This window comes from Actinoplanes sp. NPDC051537 (genome assembly GCF_055586105.1).
On sequence record NZ_JBVJIU010000002.1, the window covers coordinates 620,348 to 641,135 of the forward strand.

A 20,788-nucleotide genomic window follows, 5' to 3' on the forward strand; every position below is an offset into this window, starting at 1 on the left:
TTCTCCGTGGCTGGTGTGGGGGTGGGTTTCGGGCTCGTTTGGTGGGGGGTGTTGTTTTCTTCCTTTCTTCCTTGGTTGGTTGCCCCCTGGGCCCCGGCCGCCTCGCCCTCGAGCTTGAGCGAGTGCCGCAGGAACTGCCCGGTGTGACTCTCCGGCACCTCGGCGACCTCCTCGGGCCGGCCGACGGCGAGCACGAGACCACCCTTGCTGCCGCCCTCGGGGCCCATGTCGATCAGCCAGTCGGCCGTCTTGATCACGTCGAGGTTGTGCTCGATGGTGATCACCGTGTTGCCCTTGTCGACCAGCCCGTTGAGCACCAGCAGCAGCTTGCGGATGTCCTCGAAGTGCAGGCCGGTGGTCGGCTCGTCGAGCACGTAGACGGTGCGGCCGGTGGACCGCTTCTGCAGCTCGGACGCCAGCTTGACGCGCTGCGCCTCGCCGCCGGAGAGGGTCGGGGCCGGCTGGCCCAGCCGCACGTAGCCGAGGCCGACGTCGACCAGGGTCTTGAGGTGCCGGTGAATCGAGGTGATGGGCTCGAAGAAGGTCGCGGCCTCCTCGATCGGCATCTCCAGCACCTCGGAGATCGTCTTGCCCTTGTAGTGCACCTCGAGCGTCTCCCGGTTGTACCGCGCGCCCTTGCACACCTCGCACGGGACATAGACGTCGGGCAGGAAGTTCATCTCGATCTTGATGGTGCCGTCGCCCGCGCAGTTCTCGCAGCGGCCGCCCTTGACGTTGAACGAGAACCGGCCCGGGCCGTAGCCGCGCACCTTGGCCTCGACAGTCTCGGCGAACAGCTTGCGGATGTTGTCGAAGACGCCGGTGTAGGTCGCGGGGTTGGACCGCGGGGTGCGGCCGATCGGCGACTGGTCGACGCCCACCACCTTGTCGACGTGCTCGAGGCCGCTGACCCGGGTGTGCCGGCCGGGCACCATGCGCGCGCCGTTCACCTGGTTGGCCAGCACCGTGTAGAGGATGTCGTTGACCAGCGTGGACTTGCCCGAGCCGCTGACCCCGGTGACGGCGATGAACTGCCCGAGCGGGAACTCCACGTTCAGGTTGCGCAGGTTGTGCTCGCGGGCGCCCTGCACCACGAGCTCGCGGCCGGCCGTCTGCGGGCGGCGGGTGGCCGGCGTCGGGATCGACTTGCGGCCGGACAGGTAGGCCCCGGTCGGCGACTGCTTGTTCTTCAGCAGGCCCTCGACCGAGCCGCTGTGCACGATGTGCCCGCCGTGCTCGCCGGCGCCGGGCCCGATGTCGACGATCCAGTCGGCGGTACGGATCGTGTCCTCGTCGTGCTCGACCACGATCAGCGTGTTGCCGAGCTTCTTCAGCCGGACCAGCGTCTCGATCAGCCGGTGGTTGTCGCGCTGGTGCAGGCCGATCGACGGCTCGTCGAGCACGTAGAGCACGCCGACCAGGCCGGAGCCGATCTGGGTGGCGAGCCGGATGCGCTGCGCCTCGCCGCCGGAGAGTGTGCCGGCGCCGCGGTCCAGCGAGAGGTAGTCGAGGCCGACGTCGACCAGGAACCGGAGCCGGGCGTTGATCTCCTTGAGGACCCGCTCGGCGATCATCTTCTGCCGGTCGTCGAGCTCGATGGTGGACAGCAGCTCGGCGCAGTCGCCCACGGACAGGTTGCAGACCTCGGCGATGCTCTTGCCGGCGATGGTCACGGCCAGCACCTCGGGCTTGAGGCGGGTGCCGCCGCAGACCGGGCACGGCACGTCGCGCATGTATCCCTCGTACTTGTCGCGGGACCAGTCGCTCTCGGTGTCGTTGTGCCGCCGCTCGATCCACTGCACCACGCCCTCGAAGCCGGTGTAGTAGGAGCGCTCGCGGCCGTACTTGTTGCGGTAGCGGACGTGGACCTGGTCCTCCGACCCGTACAGGATCGTCTTCTGCGCGCGGGACGACAGCGCCCGCCACGGGGTGTCGACCGAGAACTTCTCGGCCTGGGCCAGGGCCTCGAGCAGACGCAGGAAGTACTCCATGGTCTGGCCGCCGGCCCACGGCTGGATCGCGCCCTCGCGGACCGACCGCTCCGGGTCGGGGATGATCAGCTCGGGGTCGACCTCCTTCTTGGTGCCGAGGCCGGTGCACTCGGGGCAGGCGCCGTAGGGCGCGTTGAAGGAGAAGACCCGGGGCTCGAGGTCCTCGATCGCCAGCGGGTGGTCGTTGGGGCAGGCCAGGTGCTCGGAGAAGCGGCGCTCGCGCTGCGGGTCGTCCTCGGGGAGGTCGACGAAGTCGAGCAGCACGATGCCGCCGGCCAGGGTCAGCGCGGCCTCGACCGAGTCGGTCAGGCGCTGCTTGCTGGCCGCCTTGACGCTGAGCCGGTCGACCACCACCTCGATGGTGTGCTTCTCCTGCTTCTTCAGCTTCGGCGGCTCGGTGAGCGGGTGCACCACGCCGTCGACCCGGGCCCGCGCGTAGCCCTTGGCCTGCAGCTCGGCGAAGAGGTCGACGTACTCACCCTTGCGGCCGCGGATGACCGGGGCCAGGACCATGAAGCGGGTGCCCTCGTCCATGGCGAGGACCCGGTCGACGATCTGCTGCGGCGTCTGCTTGCTGATCCGCTCGCCGCAGACCGGGCAGTGCGGGATGCCGGTGCGGGCGAAGAGCAGGCGCAGGTAGTCGTAGACCTCGGTGATGGTGCCGACCGTCGAGCGCGGGTTGCGCGAGGTCGACTTCTGGTCGATCGACACCGCCGGGGACAGGCCCTCGATGAAGTCGACGTCGGGCTTGTCCATCTGCCCGAGGAACTGGCGCGCGTACGACGAGAGCGACTCGACGTAGCGCCGCTGGCCCTCGGCGAAGATCGTGTCGAACGCGAGGCTGGACTTGCCGGAGCCGGACAGCCCGGTGAAGACGATCATCGCGTCGCGGGGCAGGTCGAGGTTGACGTCACGCAGGTTGTGTTCGCGCGCGCCTCGAATAGTCAAACGGTCGGCCACCAGCCAGCCTCTCCGTACATGTGTATGAAACGAGCAGAGCCGCGGCCACTCTAGCCATGGGGTACGACAAGTTTTCGCCGGAACCGGCCCGCCTAGGTGCAGCGCCTGTCACATGCTGCACATTCCCGCAGTTCAGGCGGGGCAATCTCACTCTGAAGGGGGAACTGGAAGAGAGCGTACGTCCCACAGGTCCACGCCACCGACCCGTGCCGGGGCGCCCAGCGCATCCGTCAGCGTGGCCAGCAGGGCGCCGCCGTTGCGGGTGTCCGGGATCAGCACCACCACGGCCGCCCGCCAGAAGATCAGGTCGGCCTTGATCCGTTCCCGGTCGGCGGCGGTCAGCACCGGACGCTGCCCGTACTCGCGCACCCGCCACAGCAGGTTGGAGGTGAAGCGGGCCGGGGCGTTCCACGAGCCGGTCAGGTCGGCGGGCGGGTTCGCCGGGCCCATGAAATACCCACGGGGCGATCGGTACGACAAACCCGACAGCGCGAGCCAGCGCATGCCGGCGCGGCCGGTGGTGACCTCGGGCAGCGGAACCGTCACGAGTGTGCGGTCGTCGGCGACGTACGAACGCCAAGTGTTCTGGGTTATGAAAGCGGGCAGCGGGGCGGCCGGCACCGTCGGGAGCGGCTTCGGGATGAGTGGCACGAGCGCCAGCACCAGCCCGGCGACGAACCAGCGGCGCCGCGCCGGCGAGAGTGCGGAAAGGCGATCGGTGGCCAGGGCGAGCAGCACCCCGGCGATCGTCGCGGCGACCATGCCGAACCTGGTGACGCTCACCAGGTTGATGATCGGCAGATGGCTGACGGCGCCGAACGGCAGCGGGATGCCGGTGTCCCGCCCGGCGACCTGGAGCGACGGGCCCATCGAGACCACCAGCAGCACCAGGCCGGCGATCGCGGCGGCCCGGGCGGCCACGGTGCGCCACAGCAGCACCACCGCGACCACGATCATCACGAGGCCGATCGGGCCGAAGAACGTGTTGTCCTCGGTGCCGCTGACGCTCAGGTGCCGGGCCAGGGCCCCGTTGCCGGCCAGCGACTGCCGGGCGAACGCGCCGACGGCGAGCAGGTCGGTGACGTACTCCCCGGCCTCGAACGGCTGGCCGTGGTAGCTGCCCGGGCCGGTGAACTGGAAGTGCAGCGGGTAGGCCAGGAGCACGCCGGCGGTCACCCCCGCGACCCCGAGGCCGGCGAGGAAGTGCCGCGCGGCGCGGATCGCGAGGCGGGGCGCCATGGCCGCGTACGCGATGACGAACGCACCCAGCGTGAGAGCGGTGAAGAGCAGGGTCTCCTCGTTGATGAAGACCTGAAGGGTGATCAGCAGCCCCAGGATCACGCCGCCGCGCAGGGCCCGGCCGGGCTCGCGCAGCCGCAGCACCTGCCAGACGATGAACGGCGTCACGTACTGGCTGACGAAGTTGACGTGCGCGTTCGCGTGCGAGACCAGCGCCGGCGCGAAGCCGCACCACAGGCCGCCGACCCAGGCCGCGACCCGGCTCGTCACCAGATGCCGGGAGAGCACCCAGTACCAGGCGTACGCGGTGCCGGCCAGGCCCAGCGTGAGCGCCAGCACCAGCGACACCCCGGGACCGAGGAGGTGGGTGATCGGCGCGAACGGCACGGTGATCGCCAGCACGGTGGTGTTGGCCATCATGTTGACGCCGTCGGGCACGTTCATCCGGCCGTCGAACAGCGGGTTGTCCCCGTGGAACAGCACCCGCTCGCCGTGCGCGAACACGTACAGGAAGAAGCCGTGGTCGTCGTCGTTGCTGGACAGCACCCGGCCGGCCGGGTCGATCCAGAGCCGGATCATCACCAGCACCGCCAGCACCAGGTAGCTCAGCGGGGCCAGCAGGTCGGTGCGGTCACGGGAGCGGCCCGCCGGGGGAACGGGGGCGACCTCGTTCTCGACCGCGGCCTGCATCGCAGCATTGTCGCAGAAGGCGCCTCAGTGCCGCCGGCGACGGTGCCCGGCGGCCACCCGGGCCTGCTGGCGGGCGCTCTCCACCTCGATCTCGTGGTGCAGCTTGCGCCAGCTCGCGAGCCGCCGCGGCGCCAGCGCGCCGGCGGCGAGCGCGGCCTGGACCGCGCAGCCCGGTTCGGCGCCGTGCCGGCAGTCGCCGTAACGGCAGTGGGCGGCCAGGTCGGCGATGTCGGCGAAGGCCCGGTCGAGGCCCTCGGCCGTGTCGAGCAGGCCGACCCCGCGGATGCCGGGGGTGTCGAGCACGGCGCCGCCACCGGGGAGCGGGACGAGGTTGCGGTAGGCGGTGGTGTGCCGGCCCTTGCCGTCGGCGTCGCGGATCGCCTGCACCGGCATCACGGCCGCCCCGGCCAGGGCGTTGACCAGCGTCGACTTCCCGGCGCCCGATCGGCCGAGCAGTGCCAGGGTGCGGCCGTCATCCACGTACGCCCGCAATTGCTCGATGCCGGGCGTGCCGCGCACGCTCACTGGAACCACCGGCACGCCCGGCGCGAGCTCCGCGAGCTGCCGGGCCACCGCCGACGGGTCCGCCGAGGTGTCGCTCTTGGTCAGCACCAGCAGCGGTTTCGCCCCCGACTCCCAGGCCAGGGCCAGCAACCGCTCGACCCGGGCATCGTCGGGCTCGGGGTGGATCGGCTCGACCACGGCGACCGTGTCCATGTTCGCGGCCAGCAGCTGGCCGGTGGCGTCCTTGTCGGAGGTGCGGCGGATCAGCGCCGTGCGGCGGGGCAGCACGGCCTCGAGCGTGGTGCGGCGGTCGGGCCAGTGCCGGACGACCACCCAGTCGCCGGCGCAGGGCAGCTTGACCGGGTCGCCGGCCGCCGCCAGCAGCACGCCCCCGGCGAGACTGGCGCGGAGGACGCCGGACTCGCCGAGCACGGTGCAGACGCCGCGGTCGGCGCGCAGCACCCGGGCGGGCTCGGCGTCGGGACGGTCGAAGGGACGGTACGCGGATGCGAGGGAGTCGTCCCAGCCGAGCCGGGACAGGTCGTGCGACATGAGAACCCTTTGCGGGACGGGAGGGCGCCTGGCCGGGCGGGTCAGGCCGCGGCCTCCGGGTGAAGGGACGCGGTAATGACGAACTGCACGTTCCCCACCTCCTCCGCGGGCCGGTCGGCGCGTCTGCCACCGACGGTACGGTCACCACTACCCCAGCGAAAGTGAATTTGGGTCCACTAGGGTTTGCCAGGTGACGATGGATCCGCTCGTGCTTCTCACCGAAGTCGACCGAGCCACCGAAAGCCTGCTGCGCACCGCGGCCGACCTCGACCCCGCGACGGTCTCCGCGCCGTCACTGCTGCCCGGCTGGACCGTCGGGCACGTCCTGACCCACGTCGCGCGCAACGCCGACATGTACACGCGACTGCTCACCGGCGCCCGCACCGGCGTGGTGGCCGAGGCCTACGCGCCCGGTCAGCGGGAGTCGGACATCACGGCGGGCGCCGGCCGGCCGCTGCGCGAGCAGGTCGAGGACATCCGCGCGTCGCACGAGCGGTTCGCCGACGCGGCCGCCGCGATGCCGGCCGAGGCGTGGACCTTCCGCCTGGAGTTCATCAAGCTGCCGGCGGCCGGGGTGCCGTGGGCGCGGCTGCGCGAGGTCGAGGTGCACCACGTCGACCTCGGGCGGGGCTACGCGCCGGGCGACTGGTCCGACGCGTTCGCGCTGCGGATGCTCCGCGAGATCGTCACCGGCGCCGGCCCGGACGCGCCGCCGATGGTCCTGCGCCCGTACGGCATCGACCACCCGCTGACCATCGGCACCGCGGACGACCCACCGGTCGTCGGCGGCCCGACCAAGTCCCTCGCCGCCTGGCTGTCCGGCCGCGGCGACGGCGCCGACCTGACCGTCTCGCCCGACGGCGAGCTCCCGACACCCGTGAGGTGGAAGTGACCATGGCCTACACCGGAGACGTCACCCGTGGCGGCGCGCCCGCCGTCCGCGACCTCGGCCACCTGACCGTCACCAAGGTCTCGGTCGGCCCGATGGACAACAACGCGTACCTGCTGCGCTGCGCCGACGGCGGTGAGCAGCTGCTGATCGACGCGGCCAACGACGACGAGACCCTGCTCGCGCTGATCGGCGACGGCGGCCTGGCCACGGTCGTCACCACGCACCGGCACGGCGACCACTGGCAGGCCCTGGAGGACGTGGTCGAGGCGACCGGCGCCCGCTCGCTGGCGCACGCCGACGACGCCGGTGAGATCCCGGTGGTGACCGGCACCCTCACCGAGGGCGACACCGTCACCGTCGGCGACTGCGCGCTCGAGGTGATCCACCTGGTCGGGCACACCCCGGGCTCGATCGCGCTGCTCTACCGCGACCCGGAGGGCCACGGACATCTCTTCACCGGTGACAGTTTGTTCCCGGGCGGTCACGGGAAGACGGTCACGGTCGAGGACCACATCTCGCTGATGAACGATCTCGAGGCCAAGATCTTCGGCAAGCTGGGTGACGACACGATCTTCGGCAAGCTGGGTGACGACACCTGGTTCTACCCCGGGCACGGCCGGGACTCGACGCTGGGCGCCGAGCGGCCGTCGCTCGCCGAGTGGCGCGAACGCGGCTGGTGACCCGGCCGTGGCGGGCCGCCGCTCGCCAGGACCGGTAAGGATCGAGTACACGGCGCCGATACACAGGTGTGGCAACTCGACGAGAGGCTCCGGTGCGCACGCCGACCGCGTTTCTCATGATCGCGGCCGCAGTGCTGCCGGCGGTCTTCGTCCTGGGCGACGCGACCCAGCGGCAGACGGCGCTGCTCGCGGCCGGCGTCGTCGCCCTGATCGCGGCCACGGCGACCACGCGTATGCATCGCCACGCGTACCGGTTGCCGTGGAATCTGGTGGCCATCGCACTGTCACTCCTGACGGTGGTGAACGTCCTGGCCTGGATACGGATCGCTTCGCACGGGAGTGTCGCCGCCTGGCCGATCGCACCGTTCCAGATCGCCGGCTATCTGGCGATGCTGGGGGCGAGCCTGCTCGTCGTCAGGCAGCGGGCCGCACGCGACAGCGGCGATGTCATCGATGCGGCCGTCGTCGGTATCGCCGCCGCCGCGCCCGTCTGGGAATACGCGCTGCGCCCCGCACTGCTGGACGCCGGCACACCCACTCCCGGACAGATCAGAGTGCTGGTGCAGATCTTGGCGCTGATGGGCATTCTGGGCTCGATGCTCCGGGTCGCTCAGGCCGCCGGACGCCGGCAGGTCAGTGTGTGGCTGTTCCTGGGCGCGCTTGCCTGCGCCGTCCTGGGTGACGTGTTGTTCACGGCCGGCGGCAACGCTCCCGGCATCCCCTCGGCGGCAACCGGCCTGTGCTACCTGATCAGCTATCTGCTCATCGGAGCGGCCGCGCTGCATCCGACGGCAGGCACCTTGACGCTGCCGATCACCGATCGCGAACTGGTGAACACGAAGATCCGATTCCGCCTGTTCGGCGGCGCACTCGTCGTCATGCCCGTGGTGGGCGGCATTCCCCAGCTGGTCGGCGAGGCCCCGGACGGATTGCTGCTCACTCTCGGTCCCCTGACGATGGTGCCCCTGGTCCTGATCCGCGCTCGTCAACTTCTGGCTCAGCGATCACAGGACCGCGATGAACTGGAGTACCAGGCCGGCCACGACGACTTGACCGGCTTGGTCAACCGGCGAAAACTCTTCGCCGACATCAATCACGCCTTGACCGGGGCTGCGGGAAGCCCACCGTCTCCGGCCACCGTTCTGTACTGCGATCTCGACGATTTCAAGCCGATCAACGACCGCTACGGCCACGAAGCCGGCGACGAAGTACTTCGATGCGTTGCCCGCCGCCTCACCGATACTCTGCGACAGAACGACATCGTCGCCCGCGTCGGCGGCGACGAGTTTCTCGCGTACTGCCCCGGCGTTGATGAGGTCGCCGCCGGGCTGGTTCAGCAAAGCGTCGAGGACGCCCTCAAGAAGCCGATCAGGTGGAACGACACGTCCCTGACCGTCGGTGTGACGGTGGGAACGGCAACCAGCGTGCAAGACGGGATTCCTTCGCCGGATGCGTTGATCGCCGCCGCCGACGATGCCATGTACACGCGTAAACGCGCCCGAAAGGACCGCATTTCGCCGATGAACGGCCTCGAGGCCACGGTCTTCGGCAAGCTTGGGTGACGACACCTGGTCCCACCGGGGCACTGCCGCGGCCCGGCGCCGGTAGGACCAGTGGCGCGAACGCGGCTGTGACCCGACCTATCCTCGCCCGCCGCCGCTCCGAATACCCGGCGTGGGATCTGTGCGGCGAAGGGTGGGCTCATGACGGGACCGGGTATCGGCCGGCGGCCGGATCACTTGTCGGCGGTGCCGGACGCGCCACCCGACCCCGGTCAGCTGCTGCGGGCCGTGGCCCGCGGTGACGAACGGGCGTTCGAGCAGCTCTACGAGCTGGTCGCGGCCCGGGTCTACGGCCTGATCCGGCGGGTGCTGCGCGATCCGGCGCAGGCCGAGGAGGTCGCCCAGGAGGTGCTGGTCGAGGTGTGGCGCACGGCCGCCCGCTTCGACCCGGCCCGGGGCTCGGCCACGTCCTGGGTCTTCACCATCGCGCATCGGCGGGTGGTCGACCGGGTGCGGTCCGAGCAGGCGGCGACCGACCGGGACATGCGGGTCGGCGCGGGGTCGATCGACACCCCGTACGACGCCGTCGCCGACGAGGTGACCGGCCGGCTGGAGCGCCAGCAGGTGCGGCGCTGCCTGGACGACCTCACCGAGCTCCAGCGCGAGGCGGTCACCCTCGCCTACTACCAGGGCCACACGTACGCGCAGGTGGCCGAGCTGCTCGGCGCCCCGCTGACGGCGGTGAAGGCGCGCATGCGCGACGGCCTGGTCCGGCTGCGCTACTGCCTGGGGGTGCCGGCATGACCATTCATTCCCTGCTCGGCGCGTACGTCCTGGACGCCGTCGACGATGTGGAACGGGCCTCGTTCGACCGGCACCTGCGCGAGTGCGAGGAGTGCCGGACCGAGGTCGACGAGCTGCGCGAGGCGGCGGCGCGGCTGGCGGGCGGCGCCTGGTCGGTGCCGCCGCCCGGTCTGCGGGCGAACGTGATGGCGGCGGTCCGCACGACCCGGCAGCTGGCGCCCGAGACGCGTGTGGCGCGTCCGGCGATGCGGTGGCGCCGGTGGACGGCCGCGGCCGCCGCGGTGGTCGCGGTGGGTGGGGTCACCTACGCCATTCAAGATCAGCGCGTACGCCGTGAGCACGCGGCCGCCGAGGCGGCTCGGTCGTCCGAGGCCCAGGTCCGCGCCGTGCTGGCGGCCCCCGACCTGGTGGTGCGCGACCAGGTCGTGGACGGCGGCGGACGGGTGACGGTGGCCGTCTCCCGGCTGCGGAACTCCGGCGTGATCATGCTGGCCGCCGGGTCGGCCCCGACCGGCCGGGTCTATCAGCTGTGGACGGTCCGCGACGGGTCGCCGCATTCCGAGGGCGCGCTCGACCCCGGGCAGACCTCGGCCGTGCGGATCGTCGAGGGCATCGACCAGGCCTCCGACGTGGGCGTCACGGTCGAGCCGCCGGGTGGTTCGCGCACGCCGACACTGCCGATGGTCGCCGATCTCAAACTCGCGTGAAGTCGCACGTCTCCAGGACGTCGTTCGCTCCGAATTAAGGGTGTAAATCCCGACAATGGAGGAACGAAAATGCGCACGACGCGATTCACCGCCCTGGCCGCCGCCGCTCTCTTCTCGATCTCGGTGGCGGCCTGCGGCTCCTCGTCCGGCGACTCGTCCGCGGCACCGGCGACGACCACCACCACCACCACCGCGCCTTCACCGATGGCCACGTCGGCGATGCCCACGATGGACGCGATGACCAACTTCGGGACGGGCTGTTCGGCCGTGCCGACCGACCCGTCCGACAAGGGCAGCTTCCAGGCCATGGCCCAGGTGCCGGTCGCCACCGCGGCCTCCGGCAACCCGCTGCTGTCCACCCTGGTCAGCGCCGTCAAGCAGGCGGGTCTCGTGGACTCGCTCAACTCGGCCGACGGCATCACCGTGTTCGCGCCGACCAACGACGCGTTCAAGAAGATCCCGGCCGCCGACCTCAAGAAGGTGCTGGCCGACAAGAAGACGCTGACCAGCATCCTGACCTACCACGTGGTGTCCGGGAAGCTGACGCCCGCCGACCTGGCCGGCAGCCACAAGACGCTGCAGGGCGGCGAGCTCACGGTGAGCGGCAGCGGCCAGGACTTCAAGGTGGACGGCGACGCGTCGGTGATCTGCGGCAACGTGCAGACGGCCAACGCGAACGTCTACATCATCGACACCGTCCTGATGCCGAAGAAGTGATGCGGGGCGCGATCGCCGGCGTGCTCGGCGCCGGCACCGGGGTCGCGGTCGCGGAACTGCTCGCGGCCGTGACCCGGCCCGCCTCCGGACCCCTGGTCGCGGTGGGCGGCGCGGTGATCGACGCGACCCCGACCGCGGTCAAGGAGCTCGCGGTCCGCGAGCTCGGCACCCACGACAAGCCGGTGCTGCTGACCGGCATCGCGCTGGTGGTGGCCCTGGCCGCGGCGGCGGTCGGCGTGCTCGGCCGGCGGCGGCGCTGGGTGATCCCGGCCGGCGCCGGGGTGCTCGGCCTGGCCGGGGCCGGCGCCGCGCTGTCCCGGCCGGCCGCGGTGGCGTTCGACGCGGCGCCGGCCCTGCTCGCCGCCGCGGTCGCCGGACTCATCCTGTGGTGGCTGACCCGCGTGCCGGCCGCCACCCGGCCGACTGGCATGCCGGCCGCCACCCAGGCGGTCGGCGCGCCGGCCGCCACCCGGGCGGACCGCCGGCGCTTCCTGCGGGCCGCCGCCCTCATCGCCGCCGGCGCCGTGGCGGCCGAGGGCGGGGCGACCGTCGTGAAGCGCACCCGGGGCGGCGCGGCGGCCCGGTCCCGGTCGGCGATCCGGTTGCCGGCCCCGGCCGACCCGGCACCGCCGTTCGCGGCGCCACCCGGTTTCCGTACCCCCGGCGCCGATTTCTACCGGGTCGACACGGCGCTCACCGTGCCTCGGCTCGACCCGGACACGTGGTCGCTGCGCGTGCACGGGATGGTCGGCCGGGAGCTGCGGCTGTCCTTCGCCGATCTGCTCGACCGGCCGCTGATCGAGCGGGACGTCACGCTGAACTGCGTGTCGAACGAGGTCGGCGGCCCGTACATCGGCACCGCGCGCTGGCTCGGCGTGCCGCTGGCGCCGCTGCTGCGCGAGGCCGGCGTCGACGCCGGCGCCGACCAGCTGGTGGCCCGCTCGGCGGACGGCATGACGATCGGCACGCCGGTCGCCACGGCGCTGGACGGGCGGGACACGATGCTGGTGGTCGGCATGAACGGCGAGCCGCTGCCGCTGGAGCACGGCTTCCCGGTGCGGATGCTCACCCCCGGCCTGTACGGCTACGCCGGCGCCTGCAAGTGGCTGACCGAGCTGGAGCTGACCCGGTTCGACCGCTTCGACGCGTACTGGGTGAAGCGGGGCTGGGCCGCCGACGGCCCGGTGAAGACCGCCTCCCGGATCGACCGCCCCCGCCCGTTCGAGCGGCTCGCCGCCGGCCGGGTCACGGTCGCCGGCGTCGCCTGGGCGCAGCGCCGGGGCATCCGGAAGGTGGAGGTCAGCGTCGACGGGGGCGCCTGGTCACCGGCCGAGCTGCTGCCCACGGCGTCGGCCGACACCTGGGTGCAGTGGCGGTACTCCTGGGCCGCGGCGGCGGGCCCGCACTCGCTCTCGGTGCGGGCCACCGACGGCACGGGGGCGGTGCAGCCGGCGGCCCGCGCCACCCCGTTCCCGAGCGGTGCGACGGGGCGTCACACCATCTCGGTGACGGTTGCCTGAGGGACCGATTACTCGAGGGATCAGCCCCGGCCCTGCACCGCGCCCGGCAGCACGTGGATGCCGGCGCCGAACTCGACGATGGCGGCGTCCGACCAGCCGCGCGAGTCCCAGATCTGCACCTGGAGCCAGCCCTTGGACGGCACCTTCACCCACAGGTTCTTGACGTGGTCGGTGCCGAGCCCGACGTTGATCACGCCGGGGTTGCCGCCGACCTTGACCGCGGTGCCGGTCGGCGTCGAGTGGTCGTCGGCCGACTGCAGCATGATCGCGATCTTGCCGACGAAGCTGTCCGGGTTCTTGTCCTTGAGCCCGACCGGCCCGATGGTCAGCACGGCGGCGTTCACGCCCTGCACCTCCCAGCCCGCGGGCACCTTGTCGATCGTGAAGCCCTTCGGCTGCTCGCCGCGGTAGGCGACGAGGCGGGTGGCGACCACGGCGGGGTCACCGGCGGCCGGCGAGCCCACGGCCGGTGAGCCGGCGGCGGGCGAGCCCGCGGCCGTCGCGCCGGACGGGGACGACGCGGCGCCGCCCCCGGCCGAGACGCCGTAGCTGATCGCCGCGGCCACGGCGGCGGCCGCGAAGACCGAGGCGCCGGTGCCGCGGACCGCCCGGCGGCGCAGCAGCGCCCGCCGGCCACGGGCCACGTCGGCGTCCGCCTGCTCGGCGGTGGCCGGGCCGGCCGGCCCGGCGAGGGAGGAGAGCCGGTCGTGCAGATCCATCATCGGATGACTCCTGTCAGGGGGATTTCGGTCTGGGCCAGCACGTCCCGCAGGCGCTCGAGCGCCCGGGCGGTCTGGCTCTTCACCGTGCCCTCGGAGCAGCCGAGGGCGTCGGCGGTGTCGGCGACGCCAAGGTCGTAGAAGTACCGGAACACGAGCGCGGCGCGCATCTTGGGCGGAAGCTCCCGCATCGCGGCCCGGATCCCGTCGTTCCCGTCGTCGGTCTCGCCGGTCTCCGACAGCGGCCGGTCCGGAAGCTCGGCCACCGTGCGCTCGTGCCGGCGCCACCACCGCCGACGCTCGTCGGTCAGCGCGTTCACCAGCGTGCGGCGCAGGTAGCCCTCCGGGTTGTCGGCCCGCCGGAACGCCGGCCAGGCGACATAGAGCTTCGTCAGGGTGGACTGGACCAGGTCCTCGGCCAGGTGCTGGTCACCCGCCGTCAGCAGTGTCGCCGTACGCACCAGCTGGGCGCGGTGGCTGAGCACGAAGCTGTGGAACTGCTCGTCACGCTCTGTCTTCACGTGCCCTCCTTCGCTCTCACAGACCCCTGACGTTTCACCGCACCGGCCAGGTTGCATGAGAACGCCGCCGGATCAAAAAGATCCGACGGCGGAAGGTGATCTTCATCAAGCGGGTTCCGGCACACCACCCGGTTCCCCGGCCGGTTCCTCGGCCGGCTCGGGCGCCGGCTCGACCGGCGCGGGCGGCAACGGCTCCGGCGCGTTCGGCTCGAGCTCGCCCGGGTCGTCGGGAATCGGCGCGCCCGGGTCGAGCGGCGGATAGCGGTCGGGGTCCGGCTGAATCATGGCCATATGCCCGGGTTACCCCCGGTGCGACGATGCCATTCATCCGATTTCCCGCCAGTGCGAAGGATCATCCACGGTGGACGGACGGGGCATCGCGACGGCCCGTGCCGACCGTAAGATCTCTCCGCTGTCGCCGGCCGGGCGTCGCAACGACCCAACCGACCAGGGGGAACAATGCCCGTCAAACCACTCAAATGGGCACGTCACACCATGACCAGGCGGCTGGCCGCCGTCGTCGCGCTCGGCGCGCTGATCCTCGGCATCACGGCCATGCCGGCGCAGGCGAGCTCGAACCAGCAGTGCGCGGTGGTGAGCGGCGAGATCATGGCGGGAACCAACGTCTCGGTGTGCGTGACGTGGTACTGGGAGAGCCGCAACGACAACCCGACCCATCTGGTCATCTACACCGAGCCCTACTTCGGGCCGAACTGGCAGACCAGCGCCACTCGCTGCACGGTCAGCCTCAGCGGGCAGCTGTCCACGTCCAGCGGGACGTGGAACATCCCGAGCAACAGCAACAACTGCTACACCAACATGAAGCACACGGCCGAGTACGTCTACCGCGGCTACGAGTCGGACACGGTCGCCACCGGGTTCCACCCCACGGTCAGCGCCGTCATCTACTGGGGCGCGACCACCCACAACACCTACGCCCACACGTTCGGCTGGATCGGCCGGGCCGACGGCTGCTGCGACTGACACCCGGTCCCGGTGATCCGGCGGGACGGCGGCGTTGATCCGATTCCCCGATGATGGGGTCATGACCTATCCGCCACCGCTGTACCACGGGGACGAGGGCGAGATCAGCGCCGTCCACCGTCCCGCCGCCACCGAGCCCGAGCTCGTCTACCCGAACGGCACCAAGGTCCACTACCTGTCGACCGGGGCGTCGACCGGCGGGCTCTTCGGGATGTACCGATGGGAGTGCGGACCGGGCGTCACCGGCCCCGATCCGCACTTCCACCACACGCTGTCGGAGTCGTTCTACATCCTCTCCGGCGCCATGCGCATCTATGACGGCCGGAAGTGGCTCGACACCGAGCCGGGCGACTGGGTGCACGTGCCCCCGGGCGGCGTGCACGGCTTCAAGAACGAGTCCGGCGCGCCGGCCTCGATGCTGCTGCACTTCTCCCCCGGCGCGCCGCGCGAGGGCTACTTCGAGGGCCTCGCGCACCTGTCGGAGATGAGCGAGCAGGAGCGCGTCGCGTTCTACCTCGAGCACGACAACCACTGGCTGTAGGGCCCGGGTATCGCCCGGCGTGATGCCGCTCTACGCCCCGGCGGGAGGCTGCGCCGCCACGAACGGGGTGTCCTTGTCGATCTTGCCGATCTTCGCGGCCCCGCCGGGCGAGCCGAGGTCCTCGAAGAACTCGTAGTTCGCGTTCGTGTAGTCCTTCCACTGCTCCGGCACGTCGTCCTCGTAGAAGATCGCCTCGACCGGGCAGACCGGCTCGCACGCGCCGCAGTCGACGCACTCGTCCGGGTGTATGTAGAGCATCCGATTGCCCTCGTAGATGCAGTCGACGGGGCACTCCTCGACGCATGCCTTGTCGAGCACATCAACGCAAGGCTCCGCGATGATATACGTCATGACTGCAATGTAGAGCACGCCGCGCTTGCCGCTTACAGCGCCGCCACCACCTGGGACGCCTCCACCGGGATGGAGAACATCGGGTAGTCGTACGCGATCGCGTTGTCGTGCTCCTCGGGCGAGGTGGCCGCGGTGCAGTCGGTCAGCGTGATGACCCGGTAGCCGTTCTCGTAGGCGCTGCGCATGGTCGACTCGACGCAGCAGTTGGTCAGGAACCCGGCGAGGATCACGGTCTCGATGCCCTTGCCGCGCAGGATGAAGTCGAGGTTCGTGCTCGCGAAGGTGTCCAGCCCCCGCTTGCCCTCGATCACGATGTCCCCGTCGGCCGGCGCGAGGCGGTCGACGATCGCCGCGCCCCACGTTCCCTTCACGAACGCGTTCCCGTCCACGACCCCCTTGAGGATCCCGTACGGATGCCGCGACAGCTCGCCGTACCCGGGCGCGAACGTGATCGGCGCGTGCATGATGGTCACCCCCGCCGCGCGGGCCGCCTCCACCAGCGCCACGGTCTTGTCCAGCATCCCGGTCTTGTCCATCACCGGCGCCACCGCCCCGTGCAGCACGCCGCCCTCGGTGGTGAACTCGTTCTGGTACTCGATCAGCACGACCGCGGTCTTCGCCGGGTCAAGCTGCAAGATCTCGGACATCCCAGCCTCCTGTGGCCCTCGTCACTCCCCCCTAAGCAAGCACGCCGGCCCCGCCCGGGCAACCCCCTCCCTCTGCTGACAGCGGAAGCCGTCGATCCCGGGTCCGCGCGCTGGATACGCTGGCCGCAGCCGACGAGAAGGGGTTTCGGTGAACCTGCGACACGACCCGATGCGCTGGGGACAGCCCCCGCACCACTCCCCCGAGCCCTGGCCGCCGCCGCATCCCGGCGGCGCGGCGCTGCCCGGATGGCTCGAGGAGCGGCTGTTCGACCAGCGGATCGTCATGGTCCGCGGCCAGCTCACCAACGAGGTCGCCACCGGCATCGCGGCCGCGCTGCTCAGCCTCGACGCGGCCGGGCCGGCCCCGGTGCAGCTGCACGTGGCCAGCGACGGCGGGGAGCTCACCGCCGCGCTCGCGGTGATCGACGTGATCGACACGATGGCCGCGCCCGTGCACGCGCTGGTCACCGCCCAGGCGGCGGGCGCCGTGATCGCGGTGCTCGCGGCCGCCGACAAGCGGATGGCCTACCGCCACGCGCGCTTCAAGCTCGCCGAGCCGCGCTCGGCCGGGGTGACCGGCACCGCCGACGAGGTGACCCGGGCCGCCGGGCAGCACCTGCGGGAGCTGGAGGAGGTCGTGCTGCGCCTGGTCGACGTGACCGGGCAGACGCGCAGCCGGATCGAGGACGACCTGCAGGCGGGCCGTTCGCTCAGCGCGGCCGAGGCGGTCGAGTACGGCCTGATCGACGAGATCGTCGGGAAGGCATGAAAAAGGGCCCCCGATCGGGGGCCCTTTTCACAAGCTGCGGGTCAGCTGGGGACCTTCACGCCCATGGACCGGGCGGTGCCCGCCACGACCTTGATGGCCGCGTCCATGTCGTTCGCGTTGAGGTCGGGAAGCTTGCGCTCCGCGATCTCCTTGATCTGCTGCTCGCTGAGCGTGCCCACGGTCTGGGTCAGCGGGTTCGACGCGCCGGACTGGATGCCGAGAGCCTTGCGGATCAGGAAGCTGGTCGGCGGCGTCTTGTAGACCAGGGTGTGGCTGCGGTCCTCGTAGACCGAGACGATGACCGGGATGATCTCGCCCCGGTTCTTCGCGGTGGCCTCGTCGTACTCCACCTTCACGGCACGCATGTTGGCCCCGGTCGGACCAAGCATCTTGCCGAGGTCGACCATCGCGGCGTTACCCGCCTCAAGCGCGAGGGTTACCTCATGGGTCTTTTTCTTGGGCGGCATTGCGTAGGGCTCCTTAGGGTGAGCTGCAAGCCGAAAAGTATGCAGCTCGCCAGCATCATCAACACACGACAGCCCCGGGACCTTACTACCGCGTCGAAGGACGGGTCAAAACCGGGCCCCGGGTCTCAGTCGTCAAGTGTAGCGCGACTCCGGCCGGGGCCCCGCGTGGGGCCGCCGGTCAGTAGCTGTCGCAGAAGCAGGACTTCATCAGCGCCCGCACCACGCCGACGTAGTCGCTGCTGGGCACCTGTTTGCTCGAGCCCGCCGCCTCGACGGTGCCGACCCCCGCGTGGTACGCCGAGATCACCAGGTTGAGCAGGCACCAGGACGACGACGAGGAGCATTTCGACGTACTCAGGCTGTAGTTCGCCTTGAAGTAGAGGTCGCCGATGTACTTCGTCAGCCAGGCCAGATAGTTGGCGCCGAGGACCGCGTTCTGCTTGTAGTTCTTGACGTCGTAGGACTGCTCGAACCGCGAATTGATCATCGAGACCGTGTCCGGCATCAGCTGCATGAGGCCGAAGCCGCCGTCGCAGTTCACGATGTTCGACTGCCAGCCGCTCTCGTTCCACGCGACGCTGCGCACCAGGTCGGACGGCACGGTCAGGGTGGGCGCGCTCTTCGGCCAGTACTTCTTCGCCGCGGCCGCGTTCAGCGCCGACTTCGCCGACGTCTTCGAGATCGCCTTGCCGTCGTAGTGGAAGCATGCCGCGTGCTCGAAGTTGTTCACCGGCCCGGTCGGGGTCGGCTTCGTCGTCTTCGGCTTCTTCGAAGGCGTCTTCGACGGCTTCGGCGAGGGCGACTCGGTCGTAGGCTCCGGCGTTGGCGACTCGGCCAGCGGCTCGAACGACGGCTCGTCGGCGGCGGCCGCGGCCGCGGTGCCCGAGTCGTTGTTGTCCTTGCCACCGGTCAGACCACAGCCCGCGGCGACCACCAGGGCGACCGCCACTACAAGAATTCGTGCACGCATCGACGAACGACCTCCCCGTGAGACGTCGATGGCGAACGCTAACAGGCCCCCCACAAGATCCGCTGCCCCGCGAACCCGACAAAACCCCCATGATCGGGCGCTCTACCCCGGACCCGTGACAGCAACCGAGACCGGGGACAATGGATGCATGCAGACCCGCACCGACCTCCGCAACGTCGCCATCATCGCTCACGTCGACCATGGCAAAACCACCCTGGTCGACGCCATGCTCCGGCAGGGCGGTCAGTCCCACGCCCGCGGCGAGATGACCGACCGCGCCATGGACTCCATGGACCTGGAGCGGGAAAAGGGCATCACCATTCTCGCCAAGAACACGGCCATCAGCTACCAGCCGGCCGACGGCGAGCCCGTCACCATCAACATCATCGACACCCCCGGCCACGCCGACTTCGGCGGTGAGGTCGAGCGCGGCCTCACCATGGTCGACGGGGTGGTCCTGCTGGTCGACGCGTCCGAGGGCCCGCTGCCGCAGACCCGCTTCGTGCTCCGCAAGGCGCTGCAGGCCCGGCTGCCGATCATCCTGGTGATCAACAAGGTGGACCGGCCCGACGCCCGGATCAAGGAGGTCGTCGACGACACGTACGCCCTCTTCTTCGATCTCGACGCCGACGAGGGCCAGATCGACTTCCCGATCGTCTACGCCTGCGCCCGCGACGGCGTCGCCTCGCTGGGCCAGCCCGCCGACGGCACCGTCCCGCAGGACAGCGACAACCTCGAGCCGCTGTTCACCACGATCCTCGAGACCATCCCGGCGCCGACCTACCACGAGGACGCGCCGCTGCAGGCCCACGTGGTCAACCTCGACTCGTCGCCGTTCCTCGGCCGGCTCGCGCTGTGCCGCGTGCACGAGGGCACGATCCGCAAGGGCCAGACCGTCGCCTGGTGCAAGACCGACGGCACGATCGCCAGCGTCCGCATCTCCGAGCTGCTGATGACCGAGGGCCTCGAGCGCAAGCCGGCCGAGAGCGCCGGCCCCGGCGACATCATGGCGATCGCCGGCATCCCCGAGATCATGATCGGCGAGACCCTGGCCGACGCCGAGAACCCGCTGCCCCTTCCCCTGATCACCGTCGACGAGCCGGCCATCTCGATGGTCCTGGGCACGAACACGTCGCCGATGGTCGGCCGGGTCAAGGGCGGCAAGGTCACGGCCCGCATGGTCAAGGACCGGCTCGACCGCGAGCTGGTCGGCAACGTGTCGCTGCGCGTGCTGCCCACCGACCGGCCGGACGCCTGGGAGGTGCAGGGCCGCGGCGAGCTCGCGCTCGCGATCCTGGTCGAGCAGATGCGGCGGGAGTCGTACGAGCTGACCGTCGGCAAGCCCCAGGTGGTGACCCGGACGGTCGACGGCAAGATCCACGAGCCGGTCGAGCGCCTCACCATCGACGCGCCGGACGAGTTCATGGGCGCGATCACCACGCTGCTGTCGACCCGCAAGGGCCGCATGGAGCAGCTCACCAACCACGGCACCGGCTGGCTGCGGATGGAGTGGCTGGTCCCGGCCCGGGGCCTGATCGGCTTCCGCACCGAGTTCCTCACCGAGACCCGCGGCACCGGCATCATGCACCACCTGTTCGAGGACTACGAGCCGTGGTTCGGCGAGCTGCGCACCCGCAGCAACGGCTCGCTCGTGGCCGACCGGGCCGGCGTGGTGACGGCGTTCGCGATGACCAACCTCCAGGAGCGCGGCCAGCTCTTCGTCGAGCCGACCACCGAGGTGTACGAGGGCATGATCGTCGGCGAGAACTCGCGCCAGGACGACATGGACGTCAACATCACCAAGGAGAAGAAGCTCACCAACATGCGGCAGTCGACGTCCGACGAGACCGAGAAGCTGATCCCGCCGCGCAAGCTGTCGCTGGAGCAGGCGCTCGAGTTCTGCCGCGAGGACGAGTGCGTCGAGGTGACGCCGGCCGCGGTCCGCATCCGCAAGGTGATCCTGGACCAGCAGACCCGGGGGCGCACGGCGGCTCGGCGCAAGCACGCGCAGGCCTGATCCCACAGCAAAAAACGGCCCATCATCCCGTACGCGGGAATGGG

Annotated in this window: 21 protein-coding genes; 11 read left to right on the forward strand and 10 right to left on the reverse strand. The window is 70.8% G+C overall.

The window, feature by feature from the left end; translation table 11 throughout:
• The 3 genes from uvrA to rsgA all read right to left on the reverse strand — a co-directional run.
• Window positions 1-2,951: excinuclease ABC subunit UvrA (gene uvrA, locus ACZ6TB_RS06635; protein WP_465551323.1), on the reverse strand; the 2,951-nt coding region annotated here is incomplete at its 3' end.
• Window positions 2,952-3,098: 147 nt separating this feature from the next.
• The gene (locus ACZ6TB_RS06640) at window positions 3,099-4,880 is read right to left on the reverse strand and encodes a hypothetical protein (RefSeq protein WP_465551325.1); all 1,782 of its coding nucleotides are present in this window, start codon (window positions 4,878-4,880) and stop codon (window positions 3,099-3,101) included.
• Between the two features lie 24 nt (window positions 4,881-4,904).
• A complete protein-coding gene (rsgA, locus tag ACZ6TB_RS06645; protein ID WP_465551327.1) occupies window positions 4,905-5,936 on the reverse strand; it encodes a ribosome small subunit-dependent GTPase A in 1,032 nt (343 codons plus the stop codon).
• Between the two features lie 190 nt (window positions 5,937-6,126).
• Here rsgA and ACZ6TB_RS06650 point away from each other — a divergent pair, with 190 nt between their 5' ends.
• The 7 genes from ACZ6TB_RS06650 to ACZ6TB_RS06680 all read left to right on the forward strand — a co-directional run bounded on the left by ACZ6TB_RS06650 (window position 6,127) and on the right by ACZ6TB_RS06680 (window position 12,758).
• Window positions 6,127-6,828 carry a maleylpyruvate isomerase family mycothiol-dependent enzyme gene (locus ACZ6TB_RS06650; RefSeq protein WP_465551329.1) on the forward strand — a complete coding sequence of 234 codons (702 nt, stop codon included), beginning with the start codon at window positions 6,127-6,129 and terminating at the stop codon, window positions 6,826-6,828.
• A gap of 2 nt (window positions 6,829-6,830) precedes the next feature.
• A complete protein-coding gene (locus ACZ6TB_RS06655) occupies window positions 6,831-7,508 on the forward strand; it encodes an MBL fold metallo-hydrolase (protein ID WP_465551331.1) in 678 nt (225 codons plus the stop codon).
• 92 nt (window positions 7,509-7,600) lie between these two features.
• Window positions 7,601-9,070 carry a GGDEF domain-containing protein gene (locus ACZ6TB_RS06660; protein WP_465551333.1) on the forward strand — a complete coding sequence of 490 codons (1,470 nt, stop codon included), beginning with the start codon at window positions 7,601-7,603 and terminating at the stop codon, window positions 9,068-9,070.
• A gap of 141 nt (window positions 9,071-9,211) precedes the next feature.
• Window positions 9,212-9,814: an ECF RNA polymerase sigma factor SigK gene (gene sigK / locus ACZ6TB_RS06665; RefSeq protein WP_465551335.1), complete on the forward strand. Its 603-nt coding sequence runs from the start codon at window positions 9,212-9,214 to the stop codon at window positions 9,812-9,814.
• On the forward strand, window positions 9,811-10,521 hold the full coding sequence (locus ACZ6TB_RS06670) for an anti-sigma factor (RefSeq protein WP_465551337.1): 711 nt from the start codon (window positions 9,811-9,813) through the stop codon (window positions 10,519-10,521). Before sigK ends, ACZ6TB_RS06670 begins: the two co-directional genes overlap by 4 nt.
• A gap of 69 nt (window positions 10,522-10,590) precedes the next feature.
• Window positions 10,591-11,238 carry a fasciclin domain-containing protein gene (locus ACZ6TB_RS06675; RefSeq protein ID WP_465551339.1) on the forward strand — a complete coding sequence of 216 codons (648 nt, stop codon included), beginning with the start codon at window positions 10,591-10,593 and terminating at the stop codon, window positions 11,236-11,238.
• The gene (locus ACZ6TB_RS06680; RefSeq protein WP_465551341.1) at window positions 11,238-12,758 is read left to right on the forward strand and encodes a molybdopterin-dependent oxidoreductase; all 1,521 of its coding nucleotides are present in this window, start codon (window positions 11,238-11,240) and stop codon (window positions 12,756-12,758) included. Before ACZ6TB_RS06675 ends, ACZ6TB_RS06680 begins: the two co-directional genes overlap by 1 nt.
• Before the next feature lie 20 nt (window positions 12,759-12,778).
• Here ACZ6TB_RS06680 and ACZ6TB_RS06685 read toward each other — a convergent pair whose 3' ends face one another.
• The 3 genes from ACZ6TB_RS06685 to ACZ6TB_RS06695 all read right to left on the reverse strand — a co-directional run bounded on the left by ACZ6TB_RS06685 (window position 12,779) and on the right by ACZ6TB_RS06695 (window position 14,283).
• Window positions 12,779-13,480: a hypothetical protein gene (locus ACZ6TB_RS06685; RefSeq protein ID WP_465551343.1), complete on the reverse strand. Its 702-nt coding sequence runs from the start codon at window positions 13,478-13,480 to the stop codon at window positions 12,779-12,781.
• Entirely contained in the window at window positions 13,477-13,998 is a 522-nt protein-coding gene (locus tag ACZ6TB_RS06690; protein ID WP_465551345.1) for a SigE family RNA polymerase sigma factor, read from the reverse strand. Before ACZ6TB_RS06690 ends, ACZ6TB_RS06685 begins: the two co-directional genes overlap by 4 nt.
• Window positions 13,999-14,103: 105 nt before the next feature.
• Window positions 14,104-14,283 carry a hypothetical protein gene (locus ACZ6TB_RS06695; protein WP_465551347.1) on the reverse strand — a complete coding sequence of 60 codons (180 nt, stop codon included), beginning with the start codon at window positions 14,281-14,283 and terminating at the stop codon, window positions 14,104-14,106.
• 210 nt (window positions 14,284-14,493) lie between these two features.
• On the opposite strand from ACZ6TB_RS06695, the gene ACZ6TB_RS06700 reads away from it, so the two are divergent.
• Together ACZ6TB_RS06700 and ACZ6TB_RS06705 are read left to right on the forward strand one after the other, a co-directional pair.
• Entirely contained in the window at window positions 14,494-14,982 is a 489-nt protein-coding gene (locus tag ACZ6TB_RS06700) for a hypothetical protein (RefSeq protein ID WP_465551349.1), read from the forward strand.
• Between the two features lie 61 nt (window positions 14,983-15,043).
• A complete protein-coding gene (locus tag ACZ6TB_RS06705; protein ID WP_465551351.1) occupies window positions 15,044-15,523 on the forward strand; it encodes a cupin domain-containing protein in 480 nt (159 codons plus the stop codon).
• A 30-nt stretch (window positions 15,524-15,553) separates the two neighbouring features.
• Here the strand turns inward: ACZ6TB_RS06705 and fdxA are convergent, their stop codons facing one another.
• The gene (gene fdxA / locus ACZ6TB_RS06710) at window positions 15,554-15,874 is read right to left on the reverse strand and encodes a ferredoxin (RefSeq protein WP_465551353.1); all 321 of its coding nucleotides are present in this window, start codon (window positions 15,872-15,874) and stop codon (window positions 15,554-15,556) included.
• A gap of 32 nt (window positions 15,875-15,906) precedes the next feature.
• Window positions 15,907-16,521 (reverse strand): cysteine hydrolase family protein, encoded by a 615-nt coding sequence (locus ACZ6TB_RS06715; protein ID WP_465551355.1) that lies wholly within the window; start codon window positions 16,519-16,521, stop codon window positions 15,907-15,909.
• A gap of 148 nt (window positions 16,522-16,669) precedes the next feature.
• Between ACZ6TB_RS06715 and ACZ6TB_RS06720 the strand changes: the two genes are divergently transcribed.
• On the forward strand, window positions 16,670-17,290 hold the full coding sequence (locus tag ACZ6TB_RS06720) for an ATP-dependent Clp protease proteolytic subunit (RefSeq protein WP_465551357.1): 621 nt from the start codon (window positions 16,670-16,672) through the stop codon (window positions 17,288-17,290).
• 41 nt (window positions 17,291-17,331) lie between these two features.
• Here ACZ6TB_RS06720 and ACZ6TB_RS06725 read toward each other — a convergent pair whose 3' ends face one another.
• Both ACZ6TB_RS06725 and ACZ6TB_RS06730 read right to left on the reverse strand, forming a co-directional pair.
• Complete coding sequence (locus ACZ6TB_RS06725) at window positions 17,332-17,757, reverse strand: uL11 family ribosomal protein (protein WP_465551359.1); 426 nt, start codon at window positions 17,755-17,757, stop codon at window positions 17,332-17,334.
• Window positions 17,758-17,935: 178 nt separating this feature from the next.
• Window positions 17,936-18,727 (reverse strand): transglycosylase SLT domain-containing protein, encoded by a 792-nt coding sequence (locus ACZ6TB_RS06730; RefSeq protein ID WP_465551361.1) that lies wholly within the window; start codon window positions 18,725-18,727, stop codon window positions 17,936-17,938.
• Window positions 18,728-18,875: 148 nt separating this feature from the next.
• On the opposite strand from ACZ6TB_RS06730, the gene typA reads away from it, so the two are divergent.
• Complete coding sequence (gene typA / locus ACZ6TB_RS06735; RefSeq protein ID WP_465551363.1) at window positions 18,876-20,744, forward strand: translational GTPase TypA; 1,869 nt, start codon at window positions 18,876-18,878, stop codon at window positions 20,742-20,744.
• Window positions 20,745-20,788 lie beyond the last annotated feature (44 nt).

Excerpts from the sequence above, each read along its gene's own strand:
- ACZ6TB_RS06725 (WP_465551359.1), bottom strand. The coding sequence starts at position 17,757 with ATGCCGCCCAAGAAAAAGACCCATGAGGTAACCCTCGCGCTTGAGGCG.
- ACZ6TB_RS06730 (WP_465551361.1), bottom strand. The coding sequence starts at position 18,727 with ATGCGTGCACGAATTCTTGTAGTGGCGGTCGCCCTGGTGGTCGCCGCG.
- ACZ6TB_RS06700 (WP_465551349.1), top strand. The coding sequence starts at position 14,494 with ATGACCAGGCGGCTGGCCGCCGTCGTCGCGCTCGGCGCGCTGATCCTC.
- ACZ6TB_RS06655 (WP_465551331.1), top strand. The coding sequence starts at position 6,831 with ATGGCCTACACCGGAGACGTCACCCGTGGCGGCGCGCCCGCCGTCCGC.
- ACZ6TB_RS06715 (WP_465551355.1), bottom strand. The coding sequence starts at position 16,521 with ATGTCCGAGATCTTGCAGCTTGACCCGGCGAAGACCGCGGTCGTGCTG.
- ACZ6TB_RS06680 (WP_465551341.1), top strand. The coding sequence starts at position 11,238 with ATGCGGGGCGCGATCGCCGGCGTGCTCGGCGCCGGCACCGGGGTCGCG.
- ACZ6TB_RS06640 (WP_465551325.1), bottom strand. The coding sequence starts at position 4,880 with ATGCAGGCCGCGGTCGAGAACGAGGTCGCCCCCGTTCCCCCGGCGGGC.
- ACZ6TB_RS06695 (WP_465551347.1), bottom strand. The coding sequence starts at position 14,283 with ATGATTCAGCCGGACCCCGACCGCTATCCGCCGCTCGACCCGGGCGCG.
- rsgA (WP_465551327.1), bottom strand. The coding sequence starts at position 5,936 with ATGTCGCACGACCTGTCCCGGCTCGGCTGGGACGACTCCCTCGCATCC.
- sigK (WP_465551335.1), top strand. The coding sequence starts at position 9,212 with ATGACGGGACCGGGTATCGGCCGGCGGCCGGATCACTTGTCGGCGGTG.
- ACZ6TB_RS06705 (WP_465551351.1), top strand. The coding sequence starts at position 15,044 with ATGACCTATCCGCCACCGCTGTACCACGGGGACGAGGGCGAGATCAGC.
- ACZ6TB_RS06670 (WP_465551337.1), top strand. The coding sequence starts at position 9,811 with ATGACCATTCATTCCCTGCTCGGCGCGTACGTCCTGGACGCCGTCGAC.
- ACZ6TB_RS06685 (WP_465551343.1), bottom strand. The coding sequence starts at position 13,480 with ATGATGGATCTGCACGACCGGCTCTCCTCCCTCGCCGGGCCGGCCGGC.
- typA (WP_465551363.1), top strand. The coding sequence starts at position 18,876 with ATGCAGACCCGCACCGACCTCCGCAACGTCGCCATCATCGCTCACGTC.
- ACZ6TB_RS06675 (WP_465551339.1), top strand. The coding sequence starts at position 10,591 with ATGCGCACGACGCGATTCACCGCCCTGGCCGCCGCCGCTCTCTTCTCG.
- fdxA (WP_465551353.1), bottom strand. The coding sequence starts at position 15,874 with ATGACGTATATCATCGCGGAGCCTTGCGTTGATGTGCTCGACAAGGCA.